Raw genomic sequence first — 22,304 nt, 5'->3', positions numbered from 1 at the left:
CTCCTTCAGTAGGCGGGAAGCGTCCGTGGGCCGAGGTCGTCCCGGGCGGGCGGGGGCGCGAGGCGGACCGAGGCGCCGAGAACGCTCAGGCCGTGCGGGGCGACGACGACCGGCTCCAGGGTGACCGCGACGACCTCCGGGTGGTCGTCGACCAGGCGGGACACCCTGAGCAGCAGTTCCTCCAGGGCGGGGGTGTCCACGGGCGTCGAACCGCGCCAGCCGAACAGGAGGGGTGCCGTCCGGATCGACCGGACCAGGGAGCCGGCGTCCCTGTCGGTGACCGGGATCAGGCGGTGCGCCATGTCACCGAGCAGCTGCGAGGCGGCGCCGGCGAGCCCGAACGACAGTACGGCTCCGGCCGCCGGGTCGATGACCGCCCGGACGACGGTGTCCACCCCGCGCGGGGCCATCGCCTGCACCACCGGGCGCAGCTCCTGCGGGGCGCCGAACAGTTCGGTCAACTCGGAGTACGCCCGGCGCAGTTGCTCCTCGTCGGCGAGGTCGAGGCGGACGCCGCCCAGGTCGGCACGGTGGCGCAGGTGGGGGGCGGTGGCCTTGAGGGCGACAGGGTAGCCGAGGGCGGCGGCGGCCCGTACGGCCTCGTCCGGGGTGTGCGCGGGGAGGGACCGGCGGACGGGGATGCCGTACCGGCCGAGCAGTTCGAAGGTCTCGTCGGTGCCGAGGGTGAGGCCCTGCCCGCGCGCGAGCAGCCTGCCGATGAGCGCGGCGGCACCCTTCTCGTCGATGTCCTCGTGCTCGGGCACCTTGCCGGGGTCGGCCGCCTCGCGCCGCCACTGCGCGTACTTCACGGCCTCGGCGAGGGCGCGGACCGCGCGCTCCGCGGCGGGGTAGGCGGGGATGAGGTGGGCGCCCTCCAGGTCCTCGGGGGATGCCGCCTCCGCGGTGGGGGCGGGGGGCGTGCCGGACTCGGTCGTCCCGGGCGTCGTCGTCCCGGTCCGGGTCGTCCCCGCCTCGGCCGCTGCCGTGTCGGGCGGCGCCGTACGCGCGCGTGGGGCGGTGCTCGTCGCGGCGGACAGGGCCGCCGCGAGACCGCCCAGCTCCACGTGCACCACGAGCACCGGCTTGGCGGGGCCTGCGGCCGCCGCCGAGCGCAGCGCCTGCGCCAGTTCCGCGTCGCCGGGGGACGCCTCGCCGATCGCCGGGATCGCCGTCACCACGACCGCGTCGCACGCCTCGTCGGCCAGGGCGTGCGCCAGGGCGGCGTGGAAGTCCTGGGCCGACGCCTCGGTGGTGAGGTCCAGCGGCGGCTGCGGACGCAGTCCTTCGGAGAGGCACGCGTCGTACGTCAGCAGCCCCAGCGACTCGGAGTTGCCGAGGATGCCCACGCGCGGGCCTCGCGGCAGCGGCTGGCGTGCCAGCAGCAGGCCCGCGTCGACCAGCTCGGTGATGGTGTCCACGCGGATCACGCCGGCCTGCCGCAGCAGGACGGACACCGTGGCATGGGGCAGCCGGGTGGCCCGGACGGCATGGCCCTGGGGGGCGGAGCCTGCGCCCTGGACCACCACCAGCGGCTTGGCCGCCGCCGTGCGCCGTGCGAGACGGGTGAACTTGCGCGGGTTGCCGATGGACTCCAGGTACATCAGGGCGACGTCGGTGTCGGGGTCGTCGTACCAGTACTGCAGGACGTCGTTGCCGGACACGTCGGCTCGGTTGCCGGAGGAGACGAACGTCGACACGCCGGTGACGCCGGTGACGCCGCCGCCGCGCCGGTGCAGCCGGGACAGCAGGGCGACGCCGATCGCACCGGACTGGGCGAACAGGCCGATCCGGCCGGGCCGCGGCATCTGCGGGGCCAGCGACGCGTTCAGCCGTACCTGTGGGGAGGTGTTGATGATCCCGAAGGCGTTGGGGCCGATGATCCGCATCCCGTACGCGCGCGCGTGCCGCACGAGTTCGCGCTGGCGCTCGCGTCCGTCGGGGCCGCTCTCGGCGTATCCGGCGGCGAGGACGACGAGTCCCTGCACGCCGTGCTCGCCGCACTCGGTGACGACTTGCGGCACGTGGTCGGCCGGGACGGCGACGACGGCGAGGTCGACGTGTCCGTCGATGTCGCGCACCGAGCGGTGGGCGGGTACGCCGTCGAGTTCCTTGAGGTCCTCGGGGAACGCCTTGTTCACCGCGTAGAGGGCTCCGGTGAAGCCGGCCTCCCGCAGGTTGCCGAGGACACTGCGGCCGACGCCGCCGGGGGTGCGGCCGGTGCCGATGACGGCGATCGAGCCGGGCACCAGCAACCGCCGCACGGAGTGGGCCTCGGCTCGCTGTTCGCGCGCGCGCTGCACGGCCAGGGAGCGTTCGGTGGGTTCGAGGTCGAACTCCAGGCGGACGACGCCGTCCTCGAAGCTGCGCTTCTGGGTGTAGCCGGCGTCGGTGAACACCTTGATCATCTTGTTGTTCGCGGGGAGCACCTCGGCGGCGAACCGTCGGATGTCCCGCTCGCGCGCGACGGCCGCGATGTGTTCGAGAAGGGCGGAGGCGACGCCCCGTCCCTGGTGGGCGTCCTGCACGAGGAAGGCGACCTCGGCCTCGTCGGCGGGGGCGGTGGCGGCCATCCCGTCGGCCCCGATGCGGTCGTAGCGTACGGTGGCGATGAACTCGCCGCCGACCGTGGCCGCGAGTCCCACCCGGTCCACAAAGTCGTGGTGCGTGAAGCGGTGGACGTCCTTCGCGGACAGTCGCGGATAGGGCGCGAAGAAGCGGTAGTACTTCGACTCGTCCGACACCTGCTCGTAGAAGCTGACCAGGCGCTCGGCGTCATCGACGGTGATGGGGCGGATGCGCGCGGTGCCGCCGTCGCGCAGCACCACGTCGGCTTCCCAGTGGGCGGGATACTCGTGGCGGTCCGGCGCGCTCTGCATGGGCCCCAGAGTACGGCTCGCGTATGACTACGGCGCGAGGCAGTCTGTGGGGGACGGAGGTCGGATCGAGGCCGCGATCCGACGACCGCACCGGGACGGGACACACGGACCGTCCTCACACGCATGATGTGTGGAACACTGGTCTAGACAACCTGAGACACTGAAGGGCAGCATCACATGGCTGAGCGCCGCGTCAACGTCGGCTGGGCCGAGGGCCTTCACGCCCGCCCCGCTTCCATCTTCGTCCGAGCCGCCACGGCCGCAGGCGTCCCGGTGACGATCGCCAAGGCGGGCGGCAACCCCGTCAACGCGGCCTCCATGCTGGCCGTCCTCGGCCTGGGCGCCCAGGGCGGCGAGGAGATCGTCCTCACCTCCGAGGCCGAGGGTGCGGACATCGCCCTCGACCGGCTGGCCAAGCTGGTCGCCGAGGGTCTCGAGGAGCTCCCCGAGACCGTCTGAGCCGGTTGCCGCACTCAGCGGCCGAGAGCCGCGTCACCCGATCCGGGTGGCGCGGCTCCGCTGTTCTCCGACCCGGACGGAATTGCCGGGGGCGTGCCGGAAATAGTCCGCGGGCACAGGAAGAGCGCGCCACCGAAATACGGGGCACGCCGGAAAAAGAGCAGCGAAAATACCTCTCCGCCGAATTCACTTCTTTGTATACGGCCCTCTTGTTAATGCCGGAGGCCGGACATGTTTACGACGTGTTGCGAAGTCCTCACACGGTCCTGGCGGTCGCCGCCGGAAAAGCGCAGCCGGTGTGCGGAGGTCGCGCGCTCGGTGTGCAGCGCCGTGACCGCCCGCGCGCGCTCCGCGTCGCCGCGCGCCACCGCATCCACGATCGCGCCGTGCTCCGCCCAGGACTCCACGGGACTGGCGGGCGCCTCCACCGCGTACATCCAGGAGATCTTGTGGCGCAGCTGGGTGAGCGTCGAGGTCAGGGCGTGGCTGCCGGAGGCCTGGGCGAGGGTCTCGTGGAACCAGCCCCCCAGGGAGCGCAGATCCTCGCTGTTGCCCCGCCTGGCGCGCTCCTGGCCCAGCCTGACGAGGCCGCGGAGCACCTTGAGATGCGCCTCGGTGCGGCGCTGGGCCGCTCGGGCGGCGCCGAGCGGCTCCAGCAGCATCCGCATCTCCAGCAGGTCGGCGGCCTCCTGCTCGGTCGGTTCGGCCACGCACGCGCCCGCGTGCCGCCGGGTGACGACGAAGCCCTCGGCCTCCAGCGTGCGCAGGGCCTCCCGGACGGGGACACGCGAAACGCCGTAGCGGCGCGCGAGGAGTTCCTCGGTGAGGCGGCTGCCGCGCTCGTAGACACCCGCGACGATGTCGTCCCGGATGGCCGTGCACACCGAGTGCGCCGGAATACGCATGACCGACCTCCGCCTTAATCCCCGTGAAACGTCGACGATTGACGTGTGTTCCGTGACTCTATTGCAATCAGCGGGGATTTCCGATGGCGGGTCGAAATCCATGGATATTTTTTGGACAGCACGGTCCCTGAAACGACGAAAGCCCCGGCCAAGAGGGCCGGGGCCGTACGATCTGTCGCCGTACGTCGTCAGATGTGCACGCCGTGCGTGCGGAGGTAGGCGGCCGGATCGATGTCCGAGCCGTACTCCGCGCTGGTGCGGGCCTCGAAGTGCAGATGCGCGCCGGTGACGTTGCCGCTGGCGCCGGACAGGGCGATCTGCTGGCCCGGAGCGACCTTCTGGCCCACCGAGACGGCGATGGACGACAGGTGGCCGTACTGCGTGTACGTGCCGTCGTTCATCCGGATCACGACCTGGTTGCCGTAGGCGCCGCCCCAGCCTGCCTCGACGACGGTGCCGAGGCCCACCGCGTGCACGGGGGTGCCGCTGGCGGCGTGGAAGTCGATGCCGGTGTGGCTGCCGGAGGACCACAGGGAGCCGCCGGACCCGTAGCCGGTGGAGACGTAGGAGCCGCTGATCGGCGACACGAAGGTGTTGAGGCGCTCGCGCTCGGCCGCGCGCGCCGCGCGCACCCTGGCCTCGCGCTCCGCCTCGGCCTTGGCCGCGGCCCGGGCGGCGGCCTTCTTGCGCTCGGCCTCCTGCTCGGCGGCCCGCTTCTGAGCGTCGGCCTGGTCGTCGATCTGCTCGGCGACCGTGTCGCCGATGGAGACGACCGGGATGAGGCCGGTCTGCTCGACGGGGTTCTCCGCGGCGAGGGCGGGGCTGGAGGCGACGGTGCCGATGACACCGGTGGTGGTGAGCGCCGCGATGCCCGCCGCGCGGGCGGTCGTACGCTTCATCCGGCTGGGACGACGGTGCTTCCCGGTGGCGCAAGTGGACGCCATGTAGTTGAGCGGTCCTTTCCTTCCCTCTCGCCTACCGGGTTAGCTGACGGGTTCGGAGCAGGAAGGTCTCCTACGGACCCCCTCGCGAAACGCGCGGGCGTCCGATTCACCCCAGGGACTGCCTAGTTGGGTCCCCGGCTCCCCTGGCTCGCGCCATGCGGGGACTCGGCGATGACTGTCCGGTGCCGCGGTTGCGGCGCACTGCCTGACGAACAGCCCGGTTGAAACTAGACGCGGCGGCCGTCAATCCCCAAACAGAACGCGACTTTTGTAGCGCATGCCACAGGGCAGACAGGCAACCTTCCCTCAATTCGGACATCAAGGGGCCCTGGTGACACATCCGTCCACCAGGGCCCCTTCACACGCGCGGCGCCGCGGTCCTGCTCCGCGGTCCGTTCAGCGTGCCCACTGCTCCGTCCGCTCGGAGCTTCCGCTCCGCGCTGCCACGCGCGAACCGCTTCGCGATCCGTTCCGCCGCCCTACTCCGCGGAGACGACCTTCACCTCACCGATACCGAGGGCCTCGACCGGCGCCTTGATCGCGGCTGCGTCGCCGACGAGGACCGTCACCAGGCGATCCACCGGGAAGGCGTTCACCACCGCCGCCGTGGCCTCCACGGTGCCGGTCGCGGCGAGCTGCTGGTACAGCGTCGCCTGGTAGTCGTCGGGCAGGTGCTGCTCCACCTGGTCGGCCAGGGTGCCCGCCACGGCGGCGGCCGTCTCGTACTTCAGGGGCGCAACCCCGACGAGGTTCTGCACGGCGACGTCACGTTCGGCGTCGGTCAGGCCCCCCTCGGCGAGGGTGCGCAGCACCTTCCACAGGTCCTCCAGCGCGGGACCGGTGTTCGGGGTGTCGATGGAACCGCTGATGGCGAGCATCGCGGCGCCCGAGCCGTCCGGCGCGGACCTGAGGACCTGCCCGAAGGCGCGCACGCCGTAGGTGTAGCCCTTCTCCTCGCGCAGGACGCGGTCCAGCCGGGAGGTGAGCGTGCCGCCGAGGCAGTAGGTGCCGAGGACCTGCGCGGGCCACACGCGTGCGTGCCGGTCGGCGCCGATGCGACCGATCAGCAACTGCGTCTGGACGGCGCCTGGGCGGTCCACGATGACGACCCGTCCGGTGTCGTCGGCGGTCACCGGCGGTACCGGACGCGGCTGGCCCGCGGAGCCCGTCCAGGCGCCCAGGGTGTCGCCGAGGAGCGCGTCGAGGTCGACTCCTGTGAGGTCGCCGACGACCACGGCGGTGGCCGTGGCGGGCCGGACGTGCCTCTCGTAGAAGGCGCGTACGGCGGCGGAGTCGATCTTCTCCACGGTGTCCGCGGTGCCCTGCCGCGGACGCGACATGCGCGCGGTCGCCGGGAACAGCTCCTTGGAGAGCTCCTTGGCGGCACGCCGGGACGGGTTGGCCAGCTCGTGCGGGATCTCGTCCAGGCGGTTGCGGACGAGCCTCTCGATCTCGCTGTCGGCGAACGCGGGGGCCCGCAGGGCGTCGGCGACCAGACCGAGGCCCTTGGCCAGGCGGGAGACCGGAACCTCCAGGCTGAGCCGGACGCCGGGGTGGTCGGCGTGCGCGTCGAGGGTGGCGCCGCAGCGCTCCAGCTCGGCGGCGAAGTCCTCGGCGGAGTGCTTGTCGGTGCCCTCGGAGAAGGCTCGCGCCATGAGCGTGGCCACGCCGTCGAGGCCGGCCGGCTCGGCGTCCAGGGGCGCGTCGAGGATGACCTCGACGGCGACGACCTGCTGGCCGGGGCGGTGGCAGTGCAGGACGGTCAGGCCGTTGTCGAGCGTCCCGCGCTCGGGGGCCGGGAACGCCCAGGGCCTGGCCTCGCCCGCCCGGGGCTGGGGGTGGAAGTCCATCGCGGCGAGCTCGGTCACTGGGCCGCCTCCTCGTTCTCGTCCTCGTCGGCGGTGTTCGCGGCGGGCTCGGTGGGCTCGTAGACCAGTACGGCGCGGTTGTCGGGGCGCAGGCGGGCCTCGGCGGCCTCCCGGACCTCCTCCGCCGTGATCTCCAGCACACGCTGGACGGCGGTCAGGGCGAGTTGCGGGTCACCGAACAGCACCGCGTACCGGCACAGTTCGTCGGCGCGGCCGGCGACCGTACCCAGGCGGTCGAGCCACTCGCGCTCCAACTGGGCCTGAGCGCGCTCCATCTCCTCGTCCGTGGGGCCTTCCTCGGCGAACCGGGCCAGCTCCTCGTCGATGGCCGTCTCGATGACGGGCACCTCGACATCGCCGGACGTCTTGACGTCCAGCCAGCCCAGGGAGGGCGCGCCGGCCAGGCGCAGCAGGCCGAAGCCGGCCGCCACAGCCGTACGGTCGCGGCGGACCAGGCGGTTGTAGAGGCGGGAGGACTCGCCGCCGCCGAGCACGGTGAGCGCCAGGTCGGCCGCGTCGCACGCGCGTGTGCCGTCCTGCGGCAGCCGGTAGGCGGCCATCAGCGCGCGGGCCGGGACCTCCTCCTCGACGACCTCGCGCAGCTGCTCGCCCATGACGTCGGGCAGGGAGCCGTCACGGGGCTCGGGCTTGCCGTCGTGGGTGGGGATGGAGCCGAAGTACTTCTCGATCCAGGCGAGCGTCTGCTCCGGGTCGATGTCTCCGACGACCGACAGGACGGCGTTGTTGGGCGCGTAGTACGTGCGGAAGAACGCGCGCGCGTCTTCCAGGGTCGCCGCGTCCAGGTCGGCCATCGAGCCGATCGGCGTGTGGTGGTAGGGGTGGCCCTGCGGGTAGGCGAGAGCGGTCAGCTTCTCGAACGCCGTGCCGTAGGGGACGTTGTCGTAGCGCTGGCGGCGTTCGTTCTTGACGACGTCGCGCTGGTTCTCCATCGACTCGTCGTCCAGTGCGGCGAGCAGGGAGCCCATACGGTCGGCCTCCAGCCAGAGGGCGAGCTCCAGCTGGTGGGTGGGCATGGTCTCGAAGTAGTTGGTGCGCTCGAAGCTCGTCGTGCCGTTGAGCGAGCCTCCTGCGCCCTGGACCAGCTCGAAGTGGCCGTTGCCCTTGACCTGGGCGGAGCCCTGGAACATCAGGTGCTCGAAGAGGTGAGCAAGGCCGGTACGGCCCTTGACTTCGTGGCGCGAGCCGACGTCGTACCAGAGACACACCGCCGCGACGGGGGTCAGGTGGTCCTCGGAGAGCACCACGCGCAGGCCGTTGGCCAGGCGGTGCTCGCTCGCTGTCAGGCCTCCGGAGCCTGCCTGGGCTGTGGCCGTGTGACCCATGGGCATGTACGTCCTTCCGATCGCGGACGCGGTCGTCGAAACCGCGGTTTTCCTGCCGGTCCTGCCACTGTATGCAAGCGTGCGGAGCCGCGGTGAAGTTCCCGGGCGGCGTACGCCGAGAGCGAGATCGCGTAGCCTGCGGACAGCCGTGAACGAGGTGCCGCTCCGGCCGGTCCGGTCGCCGACGCCCGGGCCATGGGACGCGCTGTCAGTGCCACGGTCCACAATGGTCCGCGTAGATCCCGTCACACGCCTCAGCAAGAGTGAGCCGAAGGGCGCGCGTCGACACCGACGTGAGCGCCCCGCAGGCGAGCGACCAGGAAACAGGAGGAGCCGGCAGCGATGGCCCGCCGCAGCACGAAGACCCCGCCGCCCGACGACTCGTACGAGGAGCGGATCCTCGACATCGACGTCGTCGACGAGATGCAGGGCTCCTTCCTCGAGTACGCGTACTCGGTCATCTACTCCCGCGCCCTGCCGGACGCCCGCGACGGCCTCAAGCCCGTCCACCGCCGCATCGTCTACCAGATGAACGAGATGGGCCTGCGCCCCGACCGCTCATACGTGAAGTGCGCGCGTGTCGTCGGCGAGGTCATGGGCAAGCTGCACCCGCACGGCGACGCGTCGATCTACGACGCCCTGGTCCGCATGGCCCAGCCGTTCTCCATGCGGGTGCCCCTGGTCGACGGCCACGGCAACTTCGGCTCGCTGGGCAACGACGACCCGCCGGCCGCCATGCGGTACACGGAGTGCCGTCAGACCGCGGCGACGAGCCTCATGACCGAGTCCATCGACGAGGACACGGTCGACTTCACCCCGAACTACGACGGCCAGGAGCGGGAGCCGGTGGCGCTGCCCGCCGCCTTCCCGAACCTCCTGGTCAACGGATCCTCGGGCATCGCGGTCGGCATGGCCACGAACATGCCGCCGCACAACCTGGGCGAGGTCATCTCGGCCGCCCGCCACCTGATCCGCTTTCCGAACGCGGATCTGGACACGCTGATGAAGCACGTCCCCGGCCCCGATCTGCCCACCGGCGGCCGGATCGTCGGTCTCTCCGGGATCAGGGACGCCTACGAGACGGGCCGCGGCACCTTCAAGATCCGCGCCACGGTGTCGGTGGAGACCGTGACGGCCCGCCGCAAGGGCCTCGTCGTCACCGAACTGCCCTTCGCCGTCGGCCCCGAGAAGGTCATCGCCAAGATCAAGGATCTGGTCGGCTCGAAGCGGATCCAGGGCATCGCCGACGTCAAGGACCTCACCGACCGCGCGCACGGACTGCGCCTGGTCATCGAGATCAAGAACGGCTTCGTGCCGGAGGCCGTCCTGGAGCAGCTGTACAAGCTGACACCCATGGAGGAGTCCTTCGGGATCAACAACGTGGCGCTGGTCGACGGCCAGCCCCTCACGCTGGGCCTCAAGGAGCTGCTCGAGGTCTACCTCGACCACCGCTTCGAGGTCGTCCGGCGGCGCAGCGAATTCCGCCGGACCAAGCGCCTCGACCGCCTGCACCTGGTGGAGGGCCTGCTCACGGCGCTCGTCGACATCGACGAGGTCATCCGCCTGATCCGCTCCAGCGACAACAGCGCGCAGGCCAAGGAGCGCCTGATCGAGCGCTTCTCCCTGTCGGAAATCCAGACCCAGTACATCCTCGACACGCCGCTGCGCCGGCTGACCAGGTTCGACCGCATCGAGCTGGAGGCGGAGCAGGAGAAGCTCACCGAGGAGATCGCCGAGCTGACCCGGATCCTGGAGTCGGACGCGGAGCTGCGCAAGCTGGTCTCGGCGGAACTGGCCGCGGTCGCGAAGAAGTTCGGCACCGAGCGTCGTACGGTCCTGATGGAGTCGGCGGGCACGCCTGCCGCCACCGTGCCGCTCCAGGTCGCCGACGCCCCGTGCCGGGTGCTGCTCTCCTCCACGGGGCTGGTGGCCCGTACGGCGAACGCCGAGCCCTTCGCGGAGGACGCGGACGCCCGGCGGACCAAGCACGACGTGATCGTGTCGGCGGTGCCCGCCACCGCGCGCGGGGAGATCGGCGCGGTCACCTCGACGGGCCGGCTGCTGCGGATCAACGTCGTCGACCTGCCACAGCTGCCGGACACGGCGTCGGCACCGAACCTCTCGGGCGGCGCCCCGCTGACGGAGTTCGTCCCCGTGGAGGGCGACGAGACGGTGGTCTGCCTGACCACGCTCGACGAGTCCTCCCCGGGCATCGCGCTCGGCACCGAACAGGGTGTCGTCAAGCGGGTGGTGCCCGACTATCCGACCAACAAGGACGAGCTGGAGGTCATCACCCTGAAGGAGGGCGACCGGATCGTCGGCGCGGTCGAACTGCGCACGGGCGACGAAGACCTGGTCTTCATCACGGACGACGCCCAGTTGCTGCGCTTCCAGGCGGCGCACGTCCGCCCGCAGGGCCGCCCTGCCGGCGGTATGACGGGCATCAAGCTCACCGACGGCGCGAAGGTGATCTCCTTCACCGCGGTGGATCCGGCTGCGGACGCAGTGGTGTTCACGGTCGCGGGCTCGCGCGGCACCCTGGACGACTCCGTCCAGACGACCGCCAAGCTGACCCCGTTCGACCAGTACCCACGCAAGGGGCGTGCCACCGGCGGCGTGCGCTGCCAGCGGTTCCTGAAGGGCGAGGACTGCCTGTCACTGGCCTGGGCGGGGCCCGTCCCGGCGCGGGCCGCGCAGAAGAACGGCACCCCGGTCGACCTGCCGGAGATCGACCCGCGCAGGGACGGCTCGGGCATGTCGCTGGGGAAGACGGTGTCGGTGGTGGCCGGCCCGGTCTAGGGCCTCTCGACGGCGTCGGCGGCCTCGTCCATGCCCTCGACGGCCTCTTCGCCGGTCTGCTCCTCGGGATCCTGTACGTAGCGAAGGACGCCCCACATGCCGCGCTCGTCGGCGTGCGGGGCGTCGTTCTCACAGGCCTCCAGTTCCTTGGCGAGGGCCGCGCTGTCGATGCCGGAGCCGATCAGGACGAGCTGGGTGGGGCGTTCCTCGGCGGGGCCCCAGGGCTCGGGGTAGAAGCGCAGGAAGCGCCCGACGGCGTGCACGCGGTACCGGTTGGCGGGGTCGTGCGGCCCGAAGTCGACGTACCCCTTGATGCGGTAGAGCCCCTCGGGCCGGCTGTCGAGGAACGGCATCAACCGGCGCGGGTCCAGCGGGACTTCGGAGACGAAGGACAGGCTGTCGTAGGCCAAGTGCAGATGATCAACGTGATCAATGTGATCGCCGTGAGCGTCATGCCCGTCGTGTCCGGCGTTGCCGTCCTGCCGGTGCAGGTCGTCGAAGGAGAGCTGGCCGACGCGCTCCTCGTTCGGTCGGCACTCGAAGAGCAACTCGGGATCGACACGGCCGTAGGTGGCCGGTACGACGGCTGCCCGGTCGGTGAGCGAGCGCACGAGGCCGAGGACACGGTCGGGGTCGGTCGTCCGGTCCAGTTTGTTCACCACGACGAGGTCGGCGAGAGCGAGGTGCCGGTCGATCTCGGGGTGCCTGGCGCGGGTCTCCTCGAACTCGGCGGCGTCGACGACCTCGACGAGGCCGCCGTACACGATTCCCGGATGCTCGCTCGCGAGGATCATCCGGACGAGTTCCCCCGGCTCCGCGAGCCCGCTGGCCTCGATGACGATCACGTCGATGCGGGCGGAGGCGCGCGCGAGGCGTTCGAGGTAGACGTCCAGCTCACTGGCGTCGACGGCGCAGCACAGGCAGCCGTTGCCGAGGGAGACCGTGGAGTCGCCGAGCGCGCCCGCCACGGCCATGGCGTCGATCTCGATGGAGCCGAAGTCGTTCACGATCGCGCCGATACGGCTGCCTCCGCTGCGGCGGAGGAGGTGGTTGAGCAGCGTCGTCTTGCCGGAACCCAGGAATCCGGCGAGTACGACGACCGGGATCTGCTGCGGAGTGCTGCGCTGCGTCAACGTGCGACCTCTCTGACACCTACGCGTGCACCGGCTCGCGGCCCGGCGCACGGTCGAGGATTGAATGCGCAGTCAGGATACGAGCCGGAAGAATCACCGCGAAGTGAACGATTGTTAGCAGCGCTGGCGGGGCAGACGTTGGGCAAGGCGCTGTGGTGTGCGACCCTCACTTCCCTCCGTGCGCCTCCTCTCCGCCTCCCCCGCCGATCAGAGCCGCTCGGCACCCTGGGAGACGGCAAGCGCCGCCCACCGCTCGCCGGTCCCCGTCAGCCGACCCGCAACCGACGACCGGCTGGCGGTCGCCTGATTCGGGGGTTGACATGGCCACACGAAAGCACGCTGCGGGGAAGCTGGCATCCGCCACGCTCGGCCTGCTGCTCACCGCCGGCACAGCGGTGCTGGCAGCCCGGCACCGGTATCTCGAGACGGCCCGCCTGGACGAGCGCCGACTGGAACTCGAGGAACTGGCGTTCCGCCGCAAGGCTCTGGCACATCAGCAGCGCATGCACTGGGAACTGCTGGCCAGGGCGATCGACGACCCGTCCCTCGCCGCGGTGATCGACACCTACGACAAGAGCATCCCGGCGGAGAAGCGCCGCCAGTTCCTGTATGCCAACGCGTGGTACGCCCACCTGTATCACCTCTACCGCGCGGGCATCGTGGACCGGGAGGAGCTGTACACGTATCTGCGCGAGTTCTTCCAGAGCCCGCTGTTCCGGGAGTACTGGGAGGCGTCCCAGAGTCAGCGCGCCACTCTCAAACAGTCCTCCGACGAGGCCCGGATCGGACACATGGTGGACGGTCTCGTCAAGGATCTGGACGAGGCCGACACGGACGAATGGTGGGTGGTGGGTCATCCGCCGGCCGAGTGAGCGCGGACCGCACCGCCGGTCAGGTCAACTCCCGGGCATCATCCGCACAACTTCGGCGATGCGACCCCAACAACCCCACCGGTCCCGGTACTTTTTGCTCTGCACTCTGCCCAGACCCTTCTGAAGGACCGGTACCACTCTTGAAGATCGTGCGCCGCATCGGTGTGCCTCCGAGCGCCCGAGGCAGTAACTCGGGAGCCAACTGCCCGGACGTGTTCGAACTCAGTGACGGCAACTTCGCCGTCATCGGCACCGAGGCCACCGAGGCGCTGGACGGTGAACTGCCCGCGGACGCCGCACGCGCCGACTACGAACGCATCGTCATCGTGAGCAGGGAGACACTGATCCGCGCCAAGGCGGACATTCCCGACGCCTGACCCATCGCACGAGCACGGTCCATCCGAAGACCCGTCCCGTCGCCCACCACCCCGGCCGCGCACAACCGTTGAGCGAGCCGGCGGTCACCCGGCGAGCAGCCCGGCACCCCGTCCCTGCTCGATCACCACCGATGAGGCCTGGCGCCAGAACGGCACCAGGCCACACGCGTTCTCCGGACGCCTTCAGCGGCGGACACCGCAAACCGGTCGCCTTCCGGCTCAGGCCGCCGACACGGGGACCGGCGCGCGAGGCCCCACATACCGCGCCGCAGGCCGGATGATCTTCTTGTCCTGCGCCTGCTCCAGGATGTTGGCGCTCCAGCCGACGACTCGGGCCGCCGCGAAGGTGGGGGTGAACATCTCGCGGGGCAGCCCGCACAGTTCCATGACGACGCCCGCGTAGAACTCCACGTTGGTGTGCAGCTCCCTGCCCGGCTTCAACTCGGCGAGGATCGCCTCGACCTGCCGCTCGACCTGCACGGCGAAGTCGACGCGTGGCCCGCCGAAGCGCTGGGCGATCTCGCGGAGCATGCGCGAGCGCGGGTCCTCGGTCCGGTAGACGGCGTGACCGAACCCCATGATGCGATCGCCCGCCAGAACCCGCTCACGGATCCACGGGTCGATGCGGTCCGGGGTCCCGATCGCGTCCAGGGTGTCCAGCGCACGACTGGGGGCACCCCCATGCAGGGGTCCAGACAGCGCACCGACGGCGGCGACCAGACACGCGGCCACGTCCGCGCCCGTCGAGGTGACGACCCGGGCGGTGAAGGTGGACGCGTTGAAGCCGTGATCAATGGTGGAGATCAAGTACTGCTCGACGGCACGCGCCCGCTCCGGCTCCGGCTCGGCACCGGTCAACATGTACAGGTAGTTCGCAGCGTAGGAGAGATCCTCACGCGGCTCGACGGGGCCGAGGCCCTTCCCCAGCCGGTACAGCGCGGTGAGCAGGGTCGGTACGGCGGCGGCCGCGGCGAGGGTGTCCTCCCGTCGCCGGTCGGCGTCGATGTCGTACACCGGCCGGAAGCCCTTCCCGGCGCCCAGCAGCGACAGGGCCGTGCGCAGGCCGGCGAGCGGGTCCGTGTGCGCGCCCGCCGCGGCTATGGCCGGCAGCGCGGCCGCCACCTGGTCGGGAAGCCTCCTAAGGGCCGCGGTCTCCGCGGCGAAGGCGGCGGCGCGCGGGGCGTCCGGCAGATCGCCGTGGACGAGCAGATGCCAGACGTCCTCGAACGGACGGCTGTGGGCGAGGTCGACGGCCGAGTACTGGCGGTAGTGGTAGAAGCCCTCGCGTCCCCGGACGTCACCGACCTCGGTGTCGGCTACGACGACACCGGCAAGTCCCCGCGGTACCTCGACGAGTGTGGCTGCGGACCTGTTGACGGACATGGTTTCCTCCTTGAACTTGATTTGACTGTCCATGGTTGACTCGATCTCTGTCAATATTGATTGAATCAATATACGATTGCTGTGGATACGGTGACCCTCATGCACGATCACGAACCCGGCTCCGGCCACCCGGAACGACGGCTGACCACCAAGGAGGCCGCCGAGCTGCTCGGCGTGAAGCCCGAAACCGTGTACGCGTACGTCAGCCGCGGCCAGCTCGGCAGCCGGCGCGTGCCAGGCGGCCGCGGCAGCACCTTCGACGCCCAGGAGGTCGAGACGCTCGCGCGGCGCAACAGGCGGGAAAGCAACGGGACTCCGGGCACGGGCGCCGAGCAGTCCGTACGCACCCGTCTCACGCTCATCGACCAGGACCGGTACTACTACCGAGGCGTCGACGCGACCGAACTCGCCGCCCGGCACTCGTACGAAGAGGTCGCCGAGTGGCTGTGGACCGGCCGGATGCGGACCGGCGCCGCCTTCGCCGCACCCCGGGCCTCCGTCGAGGCCGCCCGCCGCGCGGTCGACGCACTGCCCGAGCACAGCGGCCCCACCGACCGGTTGCGCGTCGCCGCGATCGCCGCCGCGGTGGCCGACCCGCTCCGCTTCGACCTCTCCCAGGACGCGGTGCTCGGCGCCGCCCGCACCCTCATCCCCACCCTCGTCGCCGCCCTGCCGGCGAAACTGCCCACCCACCGGGACGGCGGCTCCCTGGCCCAGCGGCTGTGGGGACGGCTCAGCCGGCAGCCCGCGGCGGAGGCGCCGCTGCACCTCTTGGACACCGCGCTCGCCCTGCTCGTCGACCATGACCTGGCCGCGTCGACGCTCGCGGTGCGGGTCGCGGCCAGCGCCCGCGCGCACGCCTACGCGGCCGTCACCGCCGGTCTCGGAGTGATCGAGGGCCCCCTGCACGGCGCCGCGAGCGGACTCGCACACCGGCTGGTGCTCGAAGTCCTCGACCAGGGCTCCGCGGGCCCCGTGATCGCGGAGGAGTTGCGGGCCGGCCGCCGCATCCCCGGCCTGGGACACCGGCTCTACGCGCAGGAGGACCCTCGCGCGCGCGCCCTCTTCGCCCTGCTGGAGGAGATCCCCGAGGCGGCGCCCGCGCTGGCCGCCGCACGCGACATCGTGGCCACGGCCGCCCGGCACACCCCGCTGCACGCCAACGTCGACCTCGCTCTGGCCGTCCTCACCACGTCCTGCGGGATGGAGGCGTCGGCGGGCGAGACCGTCTTCGCCGTCGCCCGGACGGCGGGCTGGATCGCGCACGCCCTGGAGGAGTACGGCGAACGCCCCCTGCGCATGCGTCCGAGCGGCCTCTATGTGGGGCCGAAGCCTCCCCGACCGCTCCCGGAGTAGACCCACGACACCACGCTGAACAGGCGTGACGCCCCGGGTGCTGACGGAGACCGATCCGACCGGCCAGAAGGCGTCCTGCAGGAACGGCGCCCGGATGCCCACGCGCCGCCGCAAGACGATCGACCCGCTCACCCTGGAGGCGGGCGACTACATCCCGTTCTGGGCGGCGCACGTGCGCGGGCCGTCCCTCGGGACACATGCCCTGCCGGAGGCCACTGCCGGCCAAGTCAGGTTAGGCTCACCTCTGTGAGTACGTGCACGACCGTCTCGCGGGACCTCGACGAGCCCATGGCCGGGACCGCGGCCACGGCGACGACCTGGCTGCTGCTGGAGCAGCCCGGCCCCTGGGGTGCCAAGGCGCTCACGTCGAGCCACCTGGACCCCGTGCTGGGCCGCGCCCTCGATGCCGCCGCGCAGGGCACCGGTGTGCGCGTCGCGCTCATCCGGCGCCCCGGCCCGCACGCCGACCTCGGCACTGCTCCCCGGCGCCAGGTGTACGCGGCCCACACGGTTCCCGGCAGGGTGTGGCTGCGCAGCGCCACCACCGATGACCCGGGCCGGCTGCTGGACATCGACCTCGCCGCGCTCGGCCGGGGCGACCACCACACCTTCGACACGGCTTTTCACGGCACGCCCCACACGGGCGACCCGCTCGCCCTCGTCTGCACCAACGGCAAACGTGACCGCTGCTGTGCCCTTCTCGGCCGCCCCCTCGCCGCCGAACTCTCCGCGTCGGGCGTCGACGGGGTCTGGGAGGTCACCCATCTGGGCGGTCATCGCTTCTCGCCGACCGTGCTCGTCCTGCCGTACGGCTATGCGTACGGCCGCGCCCAGGCCCACGCCGTCAAGGAGGTGCTGCACGGCGCCCAGGAGGGTCGTGTCGTCATGGAGGGCTGCCGCGGGAACTCGGCGTGGGAACGGCCCGGACAGGCGGCGGAGCTGGCCGTGCGCACGGCGACCGGCGAGTACGGGGCCGAGGCGCTCACCGTCGTCCTGACGCGAGGGGAGGCGCCACGGTGGGAGGTGACCGTCGCACATGTGGACGGTCGGCACTGGCGGGTGGTCGTGGCCCAGGCCGCGTCGACACCGCCCCGCCCGGAGAGCTGCGGGGCTGCGGTCCTCGGATCCCCCGCGTGGATGGACGTGGTGGCGGTGCACGCACTCAGGTCGGCGGCTCTGGTCGGCTGATCGGCCGGTGCGATGATGATCGAGGTCGATCCGAAGGCCCGAGGGGTCCACGGCATCCGAGGCGATCACCGAACCGTTTCCTCTTGAGGCGATCAAGAGATCCATGGGACACGCCACTACGGCTCTGCGGGCCCGCCCACGTACCGTCGGGGGTATGAGCCCCACTCCCCCCGTCCGTCGCCTGCGCCTCGGGATGCCCCGGCGCGTGTTCTCGCAGATCCTGCTCATGCAGCTGGCGATCGCCGCCGGAGTCGTCGTGCTCGCGACCGGCCTGTTCCTGGCCCCCCTCAGCGACCAGCTGGACGACCAGGCCATGCGCCGCGCGCTCGCCATCGCGCAGACCACCGCGGCCGTACCGCAGATCGCCGAGGACCTCCAGCACACACCGCCTTCGGTCGAGGGGCCCGTGCAGCAGGCGGCGGAGCGGATCCGCAGGGCGAGCGGGGCGGAGTACGTGGTGGTGATGGACCTTCGCGGCACGCGCTGGTCCCACACCGAACCCCAGGAGGTCGGCGGCCACGTCTCGACGGACCCCAGCGAGGCCTTGGCCGGCCGGGACGTCATGGAGATCGACAACGGCACGCTGGGCCGTTCGGCCCGCGGCAAGGTACCCCTGCGCGACAGCGGCGACAGGATCGTCGGGGCTGTCTCGGTCGGCATCGAGTACGACAGCGTGCGCGCACGGCTGATCCATGCCATCCCAGGACTGTTCGCCTACGCAGGGGGCGCGCTCGCCGTGGGTGCGCTGGCCGCCTGGCTGATCTCCCGGCGGGTCCAGCGACAGACCCGTGACCTGGCGTTCTCCGACATCTCGGCACTGCTCTCGGAGCGCGAGGCGATGCTGCACGGCATCCGGGAGGGCGTCGTCGCCCTGGACCGGGCCGGCCACGTCCGCCTGCTCAACGACGAGGCACAGCGTCTCCTGGGCATCGGCGACGAGGCGGTGGGCCGGTCACCGGACGAGGCGCTCGGTGAGGGCCGTACGTCCGACGTCCTGGCCGGCCGGGTGACCGGCACGGACCTGATCACCGTCCGCGGACACCGCGTGCTGGTCGTCAACCGGATGCCCACCGACGACGGCGGTGCCGTGGCCACCTTGCGCGACCGCACCGAACTGGAGCAGCTGGGGCGGGAACTCGACTCCACGCGCGGGCTGATCGACGCCCTGCGCGCCCAGGACCACGAGCACGCCAACCGCATGCACACGCTCCTGGGGCTGCTCGAACTGGAGATGTACGACGACGCCGTGGAGTTCGTCGGCGAGGTGGTCGGTGACCACCGGGTCACCGCGGAGCAGGTGACCGAGAAGATCGGGGATCCGCTGCTCGCCGCGCTGCTGGTCGGCAAGGCGACCGTGGCCGCGGAGCGCGGTGTCGCCCTGGGGATCTCGGACGGTACGCGGCTGCCCGACCGGCTGGTCGACCCGCGCGGGCTGGTGACGGTCGTCGGCAATCTGGTGGACAACGCGCTGGACGCCGTGGCCGGCACCGCGCACGCGCGCGTGGAGGTCGAGTTGCGGACCGAGGGCCGCAGCGCCGTGCTGCGGGTGCGGGACACGGGGCCGGGAGTCCCGGCCGCACAGCGTGAGTTGATCTTCACCGAGGGCTGGTCAACGAAGAAGCCGCCGGCCCACGGCAAACGCGGCATCGGCCTCTCCCTGGTGCGCAGGCTCGCTGAGCGGCAGGGCGGCAGGGCCTCGGTGAGCGATGCTCACGGAGGCGGCGCCGAGTTCACGGTCGTCCTGCCCGAGGCCCTGACCGAGGCCGAACTGGAGCCCGCCCTGGCCGCACCCGCGCAGAGCACCGCCGAGAAGGAGACGCGATGATCGAGGTCCTGGTCGTGGACGACGACATCAGGGTCGCGCGGGTCAACGCGGCCTACGTCGAGAAGGTACCGGGCTTCCACGTCGCCGGCGAGGCGCACAGTGCGGCCGAAGCGCTCCGCCAGGTGGAACTGCTGCCGCGTCTCGACCTGATCCTGCTCGACCACTACCTCCCCGACGAGACGGGTCTGGAGGTCGTGCAGGAGATGCGCAGACGTGGCCACCAGGCCGACGTGATCATGGTGACTGCCGCGCGGGACGTCACGACGGTGCAGGCAGCGATGCGGCAGGGCGCTCTGCAGTACCTGGTCAAGCCGTTCAACTTCGCGGGCCTGCGCGGCAAACTCGAGGCGTACGCGGAGCTGCGTCGTACGCTCGACGGCGGCGGCGAGGCCGAACAGGCCGACGTCGACCGCATTTTCGGCGCCCTGTCCGCGCCCTCGGAGCCGGGGCTGCCCAAAGGCCACTCCCCCACTACGGCGGAGCTCGTGCGCCAGTCCCTGATGAACGCGGAAGGGCCGCTGTCCGCCCAGGAGATCGCCGAACGCACCGGGGTGAGCCGCCAGACCGCCCAGCGCTACCTGAAGCTCCTGGAGCGCACGGGCAGGGCCCGGCTCACCTTGAAGTACGGCGACGCGGGCCGCCCGGAACACCGCTATGTGTGGGCGACCCGCGGCTGAGGGATCCGACCGTGCTGCGGCGGGGGCGGACGGGCCGTGGCGGCGGCCCATCGGACCGTCGGCGCGGGTGTCGCCCGCGAGGCGGGCGTGACCCGAAGCACAAGTCCTAGACGGCCCCCGCGCCCGTCAGCGACCGGACCTCGGTCTCCGCGTGTTTGGCCTCGTCCGGGACCTCCGCCGAGGTGACCGTGCCGAGCCAGCCGGCGAGGAAACCCAGTGGAATCGAGACCAGTCCGGGGTTCTGGAGCGGGAAGATCTGGAAGTCGACGTCCGGAAAGATCGACTGAGGGCTGCCCGACACGACGGGCGACACCACGACGAGCACCAGGGCCGGAACCAGTCCGCCGTAGACCGCCCAGACGGCACCCCGCGTCGTGAAGCCCCGCCAGAACAGCGAGTACAGCAGGACCGGCAGATTCGCCGACGCGGCGACGGCGAAGGCGAGTCCCACCAGGAAGGCGACGTTGAGATCACGGGCCAGCAGGCCGAGGCCGATCGCGACCACGCCGATACCGATGGCGGCGATCCGCGCGACCGTCACCTCGCTGCGCGGTGCGGTGCGCCTGCGTCGCAGCGAGGCGTACAGGTCGTGGGCGACCGACGCCGAGGAGGCGAGCGTGATCCCCGCGACCACGGCGAGGATCGTGGCGAAGGCGACGGCCGCCACCACCGCGAACAACACGGCCCCTCCGGTGGAACCGGCGCCGCCGCCCAGATCGAGGGCCAGGAGTGGGACCGCCGTGTTCCCCGAGGCGTGGGAGCCGCGTACGGCGTCCGGACCGACGATCGCCGCCGCACCGAAGCCGAGGACGATCGTCATCAGGTAGAAGCCCCCGATGAGTCCGACCGACCACACGACGGAACGCCGGGCGGCCCGCGCCGTCGGCACGGTGTAGAAACGGGCCAGGATGTGCGGCAGACCCGCCGTACCCAGCACGAGCGCGAGCCCCAGGCTGATGAAGTCGAAGCGGGCGATCCAGTCCCCGCCGTACTTCAGGCCGGGCGCCAGGAACGCGGCACCGTGCCCGCTGCGCTCTGCCGCGGTGCGCAGCAGCCGGTCGAAGTCGCCGTGGAAGCGCACCAGGACAAGCACGGTGAGCACGATCGTGCCACCGAGCAGCAGGACCGCCTTCACGATCTGGATCCATGTGGTGGCCCGCATTCCCCCCAGCGACACATAGATCACCATGAGGGCGCCGACACCGATGACGGCCCATGCCTGGGCCGCCTCGCCGGTGTCGCCGAGCAGAAGGGCGACAAGGCTGCCCGCACCGACCATCTGCGCCACCAGATAGAGAACGGACACGGTGACCGAGGCCGCCCCTGATGCGATCCTCACGGGGCGTTCGTTCATCCGCGCGGCAATGACGTCGGCAAGCGTGAAACGCCCGCAGTTGCGCACCAGTTCGGCCACGAGGAACAGGACGACGAGCCAGGCCACGAGAAAGCCCACCGAATACAGCAGACCGTCGTAGCCGAAGAGGGAGATGAGCCCCGAGATGCCCAGGAAGGAGGCGGCCGACATGTAGTCGCCCGCGATGGCAAAACCATTCTCCATGGGGGAGAACAGCCGCCCTCCCACGTAGAACTCCTCCGCCGAACCCTGCCGGCTGCGGCTCACCCACGTCGTGATCCCCAGTGTGATGGCGACGAAGACGCTGAACAGCAGCAACGCCAGCATCTGATGGTTGCCGGTCACGCCGCACCGCCCCGTGCCTCACGCGTCAGTTCCTGGGTGTCCCAGCGCAGTTCGAGCGCCGCGCGGTCCCTGTGCAGTCGTGCGTGGCGCGAGTAGGCCCAGGTGAGCAGGAAGGTGCTGAGGAACTGTCCCAGCCCTGCGAGGAGGGCCACGTTCACCGCGCCCCACACGGGACGGGCCATGAATCCGGGCGCGGCCGTGGCTGTGACGACGTAGGCGACGTACCAGAGGAAGAACCCGATGACCGCAGGAATCACGAACCGTCGATATCGGCTGCGGACCTCCTGGAACGCCTCGCTGCGCTGCACCTCGACATAGACCTGCGCCGCCGCGACAGCCCCGTCCACACGCTCCCGACGCGCTGCCCGAACCTCGGACCCGGAGGTGTTCGGGGTGCCGGCCTCGCCCCAGCCCGAGGCCAGCGCGTCATACCAAGGGTCTTCGTACCGCATGTCCCCCGAGGTCTCGACGGACGCCGGGCCAACGCCTTGCCAATGGTCGCCCGAACTCTCGGTACCGCGCTCACTGCCGCGGGCACGCCCGTTGCTTGACTGCATGCCCAAGGATGGACAGAACGGGAAGATCCCCGACTCTTCTTCC

The 22,304-nt window shown here is 71.2% G+C and carries 18 protein-coding genes and 1 riboswitch; of the genes, 9 read left to right on the top strand and 9 right to left on the bottom strand.

From position 1 onward, the window contains the following. Positions 1-5: 5 nt before the first annotated feature. The gene (locus P1P75_RS03490; protein ID WP_319251690.1) at positions 6-2,876 is read right to left on the bottom strand and encodes a GNAT family N-acetyltransferase; all 2,871 of its coding nucleotides are present in this window, start codon (positions 2,874-2,876) and stop codon (positions 6-8) included. 177 nt (positions 2,877-3,053) lie between these two features. Here P1P75_RS03490 and P1P75_RS03485 point away from each other — a divergent pair, with 177 nt between their 5' ends. Continuing rightward, a complete protein-coding gene (locus P1P75_RS03485; protein WP_319251688.1) occupies positions 3,054-3,335 on the top strand; it encodes an HPr family phosphocarrier protein in 282 nt (93 codons plus the stop codon). Positions 3,336-3,547: 212 nt separating this feature from the next. Here the strand turns inward: P1P75_RS03485 and P1P75_RS03480 are convergent, their stop codons facing one another. From P1P75_RS03480 to P1P75_RS03465, 4 genes are all read right to left on the bottom strand, one after another. Next, a complete protein-coding gene (locus P1P75_RS03480) occupies positions 3,548-4,240 on the bottom strand; it encodes a GntR family transcriptional regulator (RefSeq protein ID WP_319251686.1) in 693 nt (230 codons plus the stop codon). A 188-nt stretch (positions 4,241-4,428) separates the two neighbouring features. After that, entirely contained in the window at positions 4,429-5,184 is a 756-nt protein-coding gene (locus P1P75_RS03475) for a M23 family metallopeptidase (RefSeq protein WP_319251684.1), read from the bottom strand. A 13-nt stretch (positions 5,185-5,197) separates the two neighbouring features. Further along, positions 5,198-5,365, bottom strand: a riboswitch (cyclic di-AMP (ydaO/yuaA leader). A gap of 298 nt (positions 5,366-5,663) precedes the next feature. Beyond that, entirely contained in the window at positions 5,664-7,052 is a 1,389-nt protein-coding gene (locus P1P75_RS03470; protein WP_319251682.1) for a pitrilysin family protein, read from the bottom strand. Beyond that, positions 7,049-8,401 carry a pitrilysin family protein gene (locus P1P75_RS03465; protein ID WP_319251680.1) on the bottom strand — a complete coding sequence of 451 codons (1,353 nt, stop codon included), beginning with the start codon at positions 8,399-8,401 and terminating at the stop codon, positions 7,049-7,051. Before P1P75_RS03465 ends, P1P75_RS03470 begins: the two co-directional genes overlap by 4 nt. Positions 8,402-8,737: 336 nt before the next feature. Between P1P75_RS03465 and P1P75_RS03460 the strand changes: the two genes are divergently transcribed. Then, a complete protein-coding gene (locus P1P75_RS03460) occupies positions 8,738-11,194 on the top strand; it encodes a DNA topoisomerase IV subunit A (RefSeq protein WP_319251678.1) in 2,457 nt (818 codons plus the stop codon). Here P1P75_RS03460 and P1P75_RS03455 read toward each other — a convergent pair. Further along, positions 11,191-12,327 carry a GTP-binding protein gene (locus P1P75_RS03455; protein ID WP_319251676.1) on the bottom strand — a complete coding sequence of 379 codons (1,137 nt, stop codon included), beginning with the start codon at positions 12,325-12,327 and terminating at the stop codon, positions 11,191-11,193. The genes P1P75_RS03460 and P1P75_RS03455 overlap by 4 nt on opposite strands. A gap of 320 nt (positions 12,328-12,647) precedes the next feature. Between P1P75_RS03455 and P1P75_RS03450 the strand changes: the two genes are divergently transcribed. Both P1P75_RS03450 and P1P75_RS03445 read left to right on the top strand, forming a co-directional pair. After that, positions 12,648-13,199 carry a DUF6082 family protein gene (locus P1P75_RS03450; protein WP_086772215.1) on the top strand — a complete coding sequence of 184 codons (552 nt, stop codon included), beginning with the start codon at positions 12,648-12,650 and terminating at the stop codon, positions 13,197-13,199. Between the two features lie 140 nt (positions 13,200-13,339). Further along, positions 13,340-13,576 carry a hypothetical protein gene (locus P1P75_RS03445; protein ID WP_319251674.1) on the top strand — a complete coding sequence of 79 codons (237 nt, stop codon included), beginning with the start codon at positions 13,340-13,342 and terminating at the stop codon, positions 13,574-13,576. 219 nt (positions 13,577-13,795) lie between these two features. Here P1P75_RS03445 and P1P75_RS03440 read toward each other — a convergent pair whose 3' ends face one another. Continuing rightward, a complete protein-coding gene (locus P1P75_RS03440; protein ID WP_319251672.1) occupies positions 13,796-14,959 on the bottom strand; it encodes a citrate synthase/methylcitrate synthase in 1,164 nt (387 codons plus the stop codon). Positions 14,960-15,058: 99 nt separating this feature from the next. Here P1P75_RS03440 and P1P75_RS03435 point away from each other — a divergent pair, with 99 nt between their 5' ends. From P1P75_RS03435 to P1P75_RS03415, 5 genes are all read left to right on the top strand, one after another. Then, the gene (locus P1P75_RS03435) at positions 15,059-16,315 is read left to right on the top strand and encodes a citrate synthase (protein ID WP_319251670.1); all 1,257 of its coding nucleotides are present in this window, start codon (positions 15,059-15,061) and stop codon (positions 16,313-16,315) included. Positions 16,316-16,340: 25 nt separating this feature from the next. Next, positions 16,341-16,565, top strand: a complete 225-nt coding sequence (locus tag P1P75_RS03430; RefSeq protein WP_319251668.1) for a hypothetical protein — start codon at positions 16,341-16,343, stop codon at positions 16,563-16,565. After that, a complete protein-coding gene (locus tag P1P75_RS03425; protein ID WP_319251666.1) occupies positions 16,562-17,503 on the top strand; it encodes a sucrase ferredoxin in 942 nt (313 codons plus the stop codon). The genes P1P75_RS03430 and P1P75_RS03425 overlap by 4 nt, the downstream gene beginning before the upstream one ends. 154 nt (positions 17,504-17,657) lie before the next feature. After that, positions 17,658-19,328 (top strand): sensor histidine kinase, encoded by a 1,671-nt coding sequence (locus tag P1P75_RS03420; RefSeq protein WP_319251664.1) that lies wholly within the window; start codon positions 17,658-17,660, stop codon positions 19,326-19,328. Next, the gene (locus tag P1P75_RS03415; protein WP_319251662.1) at positions 19,325-20,005 is read left to right on the top strand and encodes a response regulator; all 681 of its coding nucleotides are present in this window, start codon (positions 19,325-19,327) and stop codon (positions 20,003-20,005) included. Before P1P75_RS03420 ends, P1P75_RS03415 begins: the two co-directional genes overlap by 4 nt. Positions 20,006-20,111: 106 nt before the next feature. Here P1P75_RS03415 and P1P75_RS03410 read toward each other — a convergent pair whose 3' ends face one another. Beyond that, the gene (locus P1P75_RS03410) at positions 20,112-21,704 is read right to left on the bottom strand and encodes a cation acetate symporter (protein WP_319251660.1); all 1,593 of its coding nucleotides are present in this window, start codon (positions 21,702-21,704) and stop codon (positions 20,112-20,114) included. Continuing rightward, entirely contained in the window at positions 21,701-22,261 is a 561-nt protein-coding gene (locus P1P75_RS03405) for a DUF485 domain-containing protein (RefSeq protein ID WP_319251658.1), read from the bottom strand. The genes P1P75_RS03410 and P1P75_RS03405 overlap by 4 nt, the downstream gene beginning before the upstream one ends. Positions 22,262-22,304 lie beyond the last annotated feature (43 nt).

The organism is Streptomyces sp. ID05-39B (genome assembly GCF_033794725.1).
In the GTDB taxonomy this organism is placed as follows: Bacteria; Actinomycetota; Actinomycetes; order Streptomycetales; family Streptomycetaceae; genus Streptomyces; species Streptomyces bobili.
Note: the sequence above shows the minus strand (reverse complement) of the source record. Positions and strands in the feature narration are given on the sequence as shown.

Bases quoted from the DNA above. Each gene is read 5' to 3' on its own strand.
- P1P75_RS03490 (WP_319251690.1), bottom strand. From the start codon at position 2,876: ATGCAGAGCGCGCCGGACCGCCACGAGTATCCCGCCCACTGGGAAGCC.
- P1P75_RS03415 (WP_319251662.1), top strand. From the start codon at position 19,325: ATGATCGAGGTCCTGGTCGTGGACGACGACATCAGGGTCGCGCGGGTC.
- P1P75_RS03435 (WP_319251670.1), top strand. From the start codon at position 15,059: ATGCACGATCACGAACCCGGCTCCGGCCACCCGGAACGACGGCTGACC.
- P1P75_RS03450 (WP_086772215.1), top strand. From the start codon at position 12,648: ATGGCCACACGAAAGCACGCTGCGGGGAAGCTGGCATCCGCCACGCTC.
- P1P75_RS03485 (WP_319251688.1), top strand. From the start codon at position 3,054: ATGGCTGAGCGCCGCGTCAACGTCGGCTGGGCCGAGGGCCTTCACGCC.
- P1P75_RS03420 (WP_319251664.1), top strand. From the start codon at position 17,658: ATGAGCCCCACTCCCCCCGTCCGTCGCCTGCGCCTCGGGATGCCCCGG.
- P1P75_RS03480 (WP_319251686.1), bottom strand. From the start codon at position 4,240: ATGCGTATTCCGGCGCACTCGGTGTGCACGGCCATCCGGGACGACATC.
- P1P75_RS03460 (WP_319251678.1), top strand. From the start codon at position 8,738: ATGGCCCGCCGCAGCACGAAGACCCCGCCGCCCGACGACTCGTACGAG.
- P1P75_RS03475 (WP_319251684.1), bottom strand. From the start codon at position 5,184: ATGGCGTCCACTTGCGCCACCGGGAAGCACCGTCGTCCCAGCCGGATG.
- P1P75_RS03465 (WP_319251680.1), bottom strand. From the start codon at position 8,401: ATGCCCATGGGTCACACGGCCACAGCCCAGGCAGGCTCCGGAGGCCTG.
- P1P75_RS03440 (WP_319251672.1), bottom strand. From the start codon at position 14,959: ATGTCCGTCAACAGGTCCGCAGCCACACTCGTCGAGGTACCGCGGGGA.
- P1P75_RS03405 (WP_319251658.1), bottom strand. From the start codon at position 22,261: ATGCAGTCAAGCAACGGGCGTGCCCGCGGCAGTGAGCGCGGTACCGAG.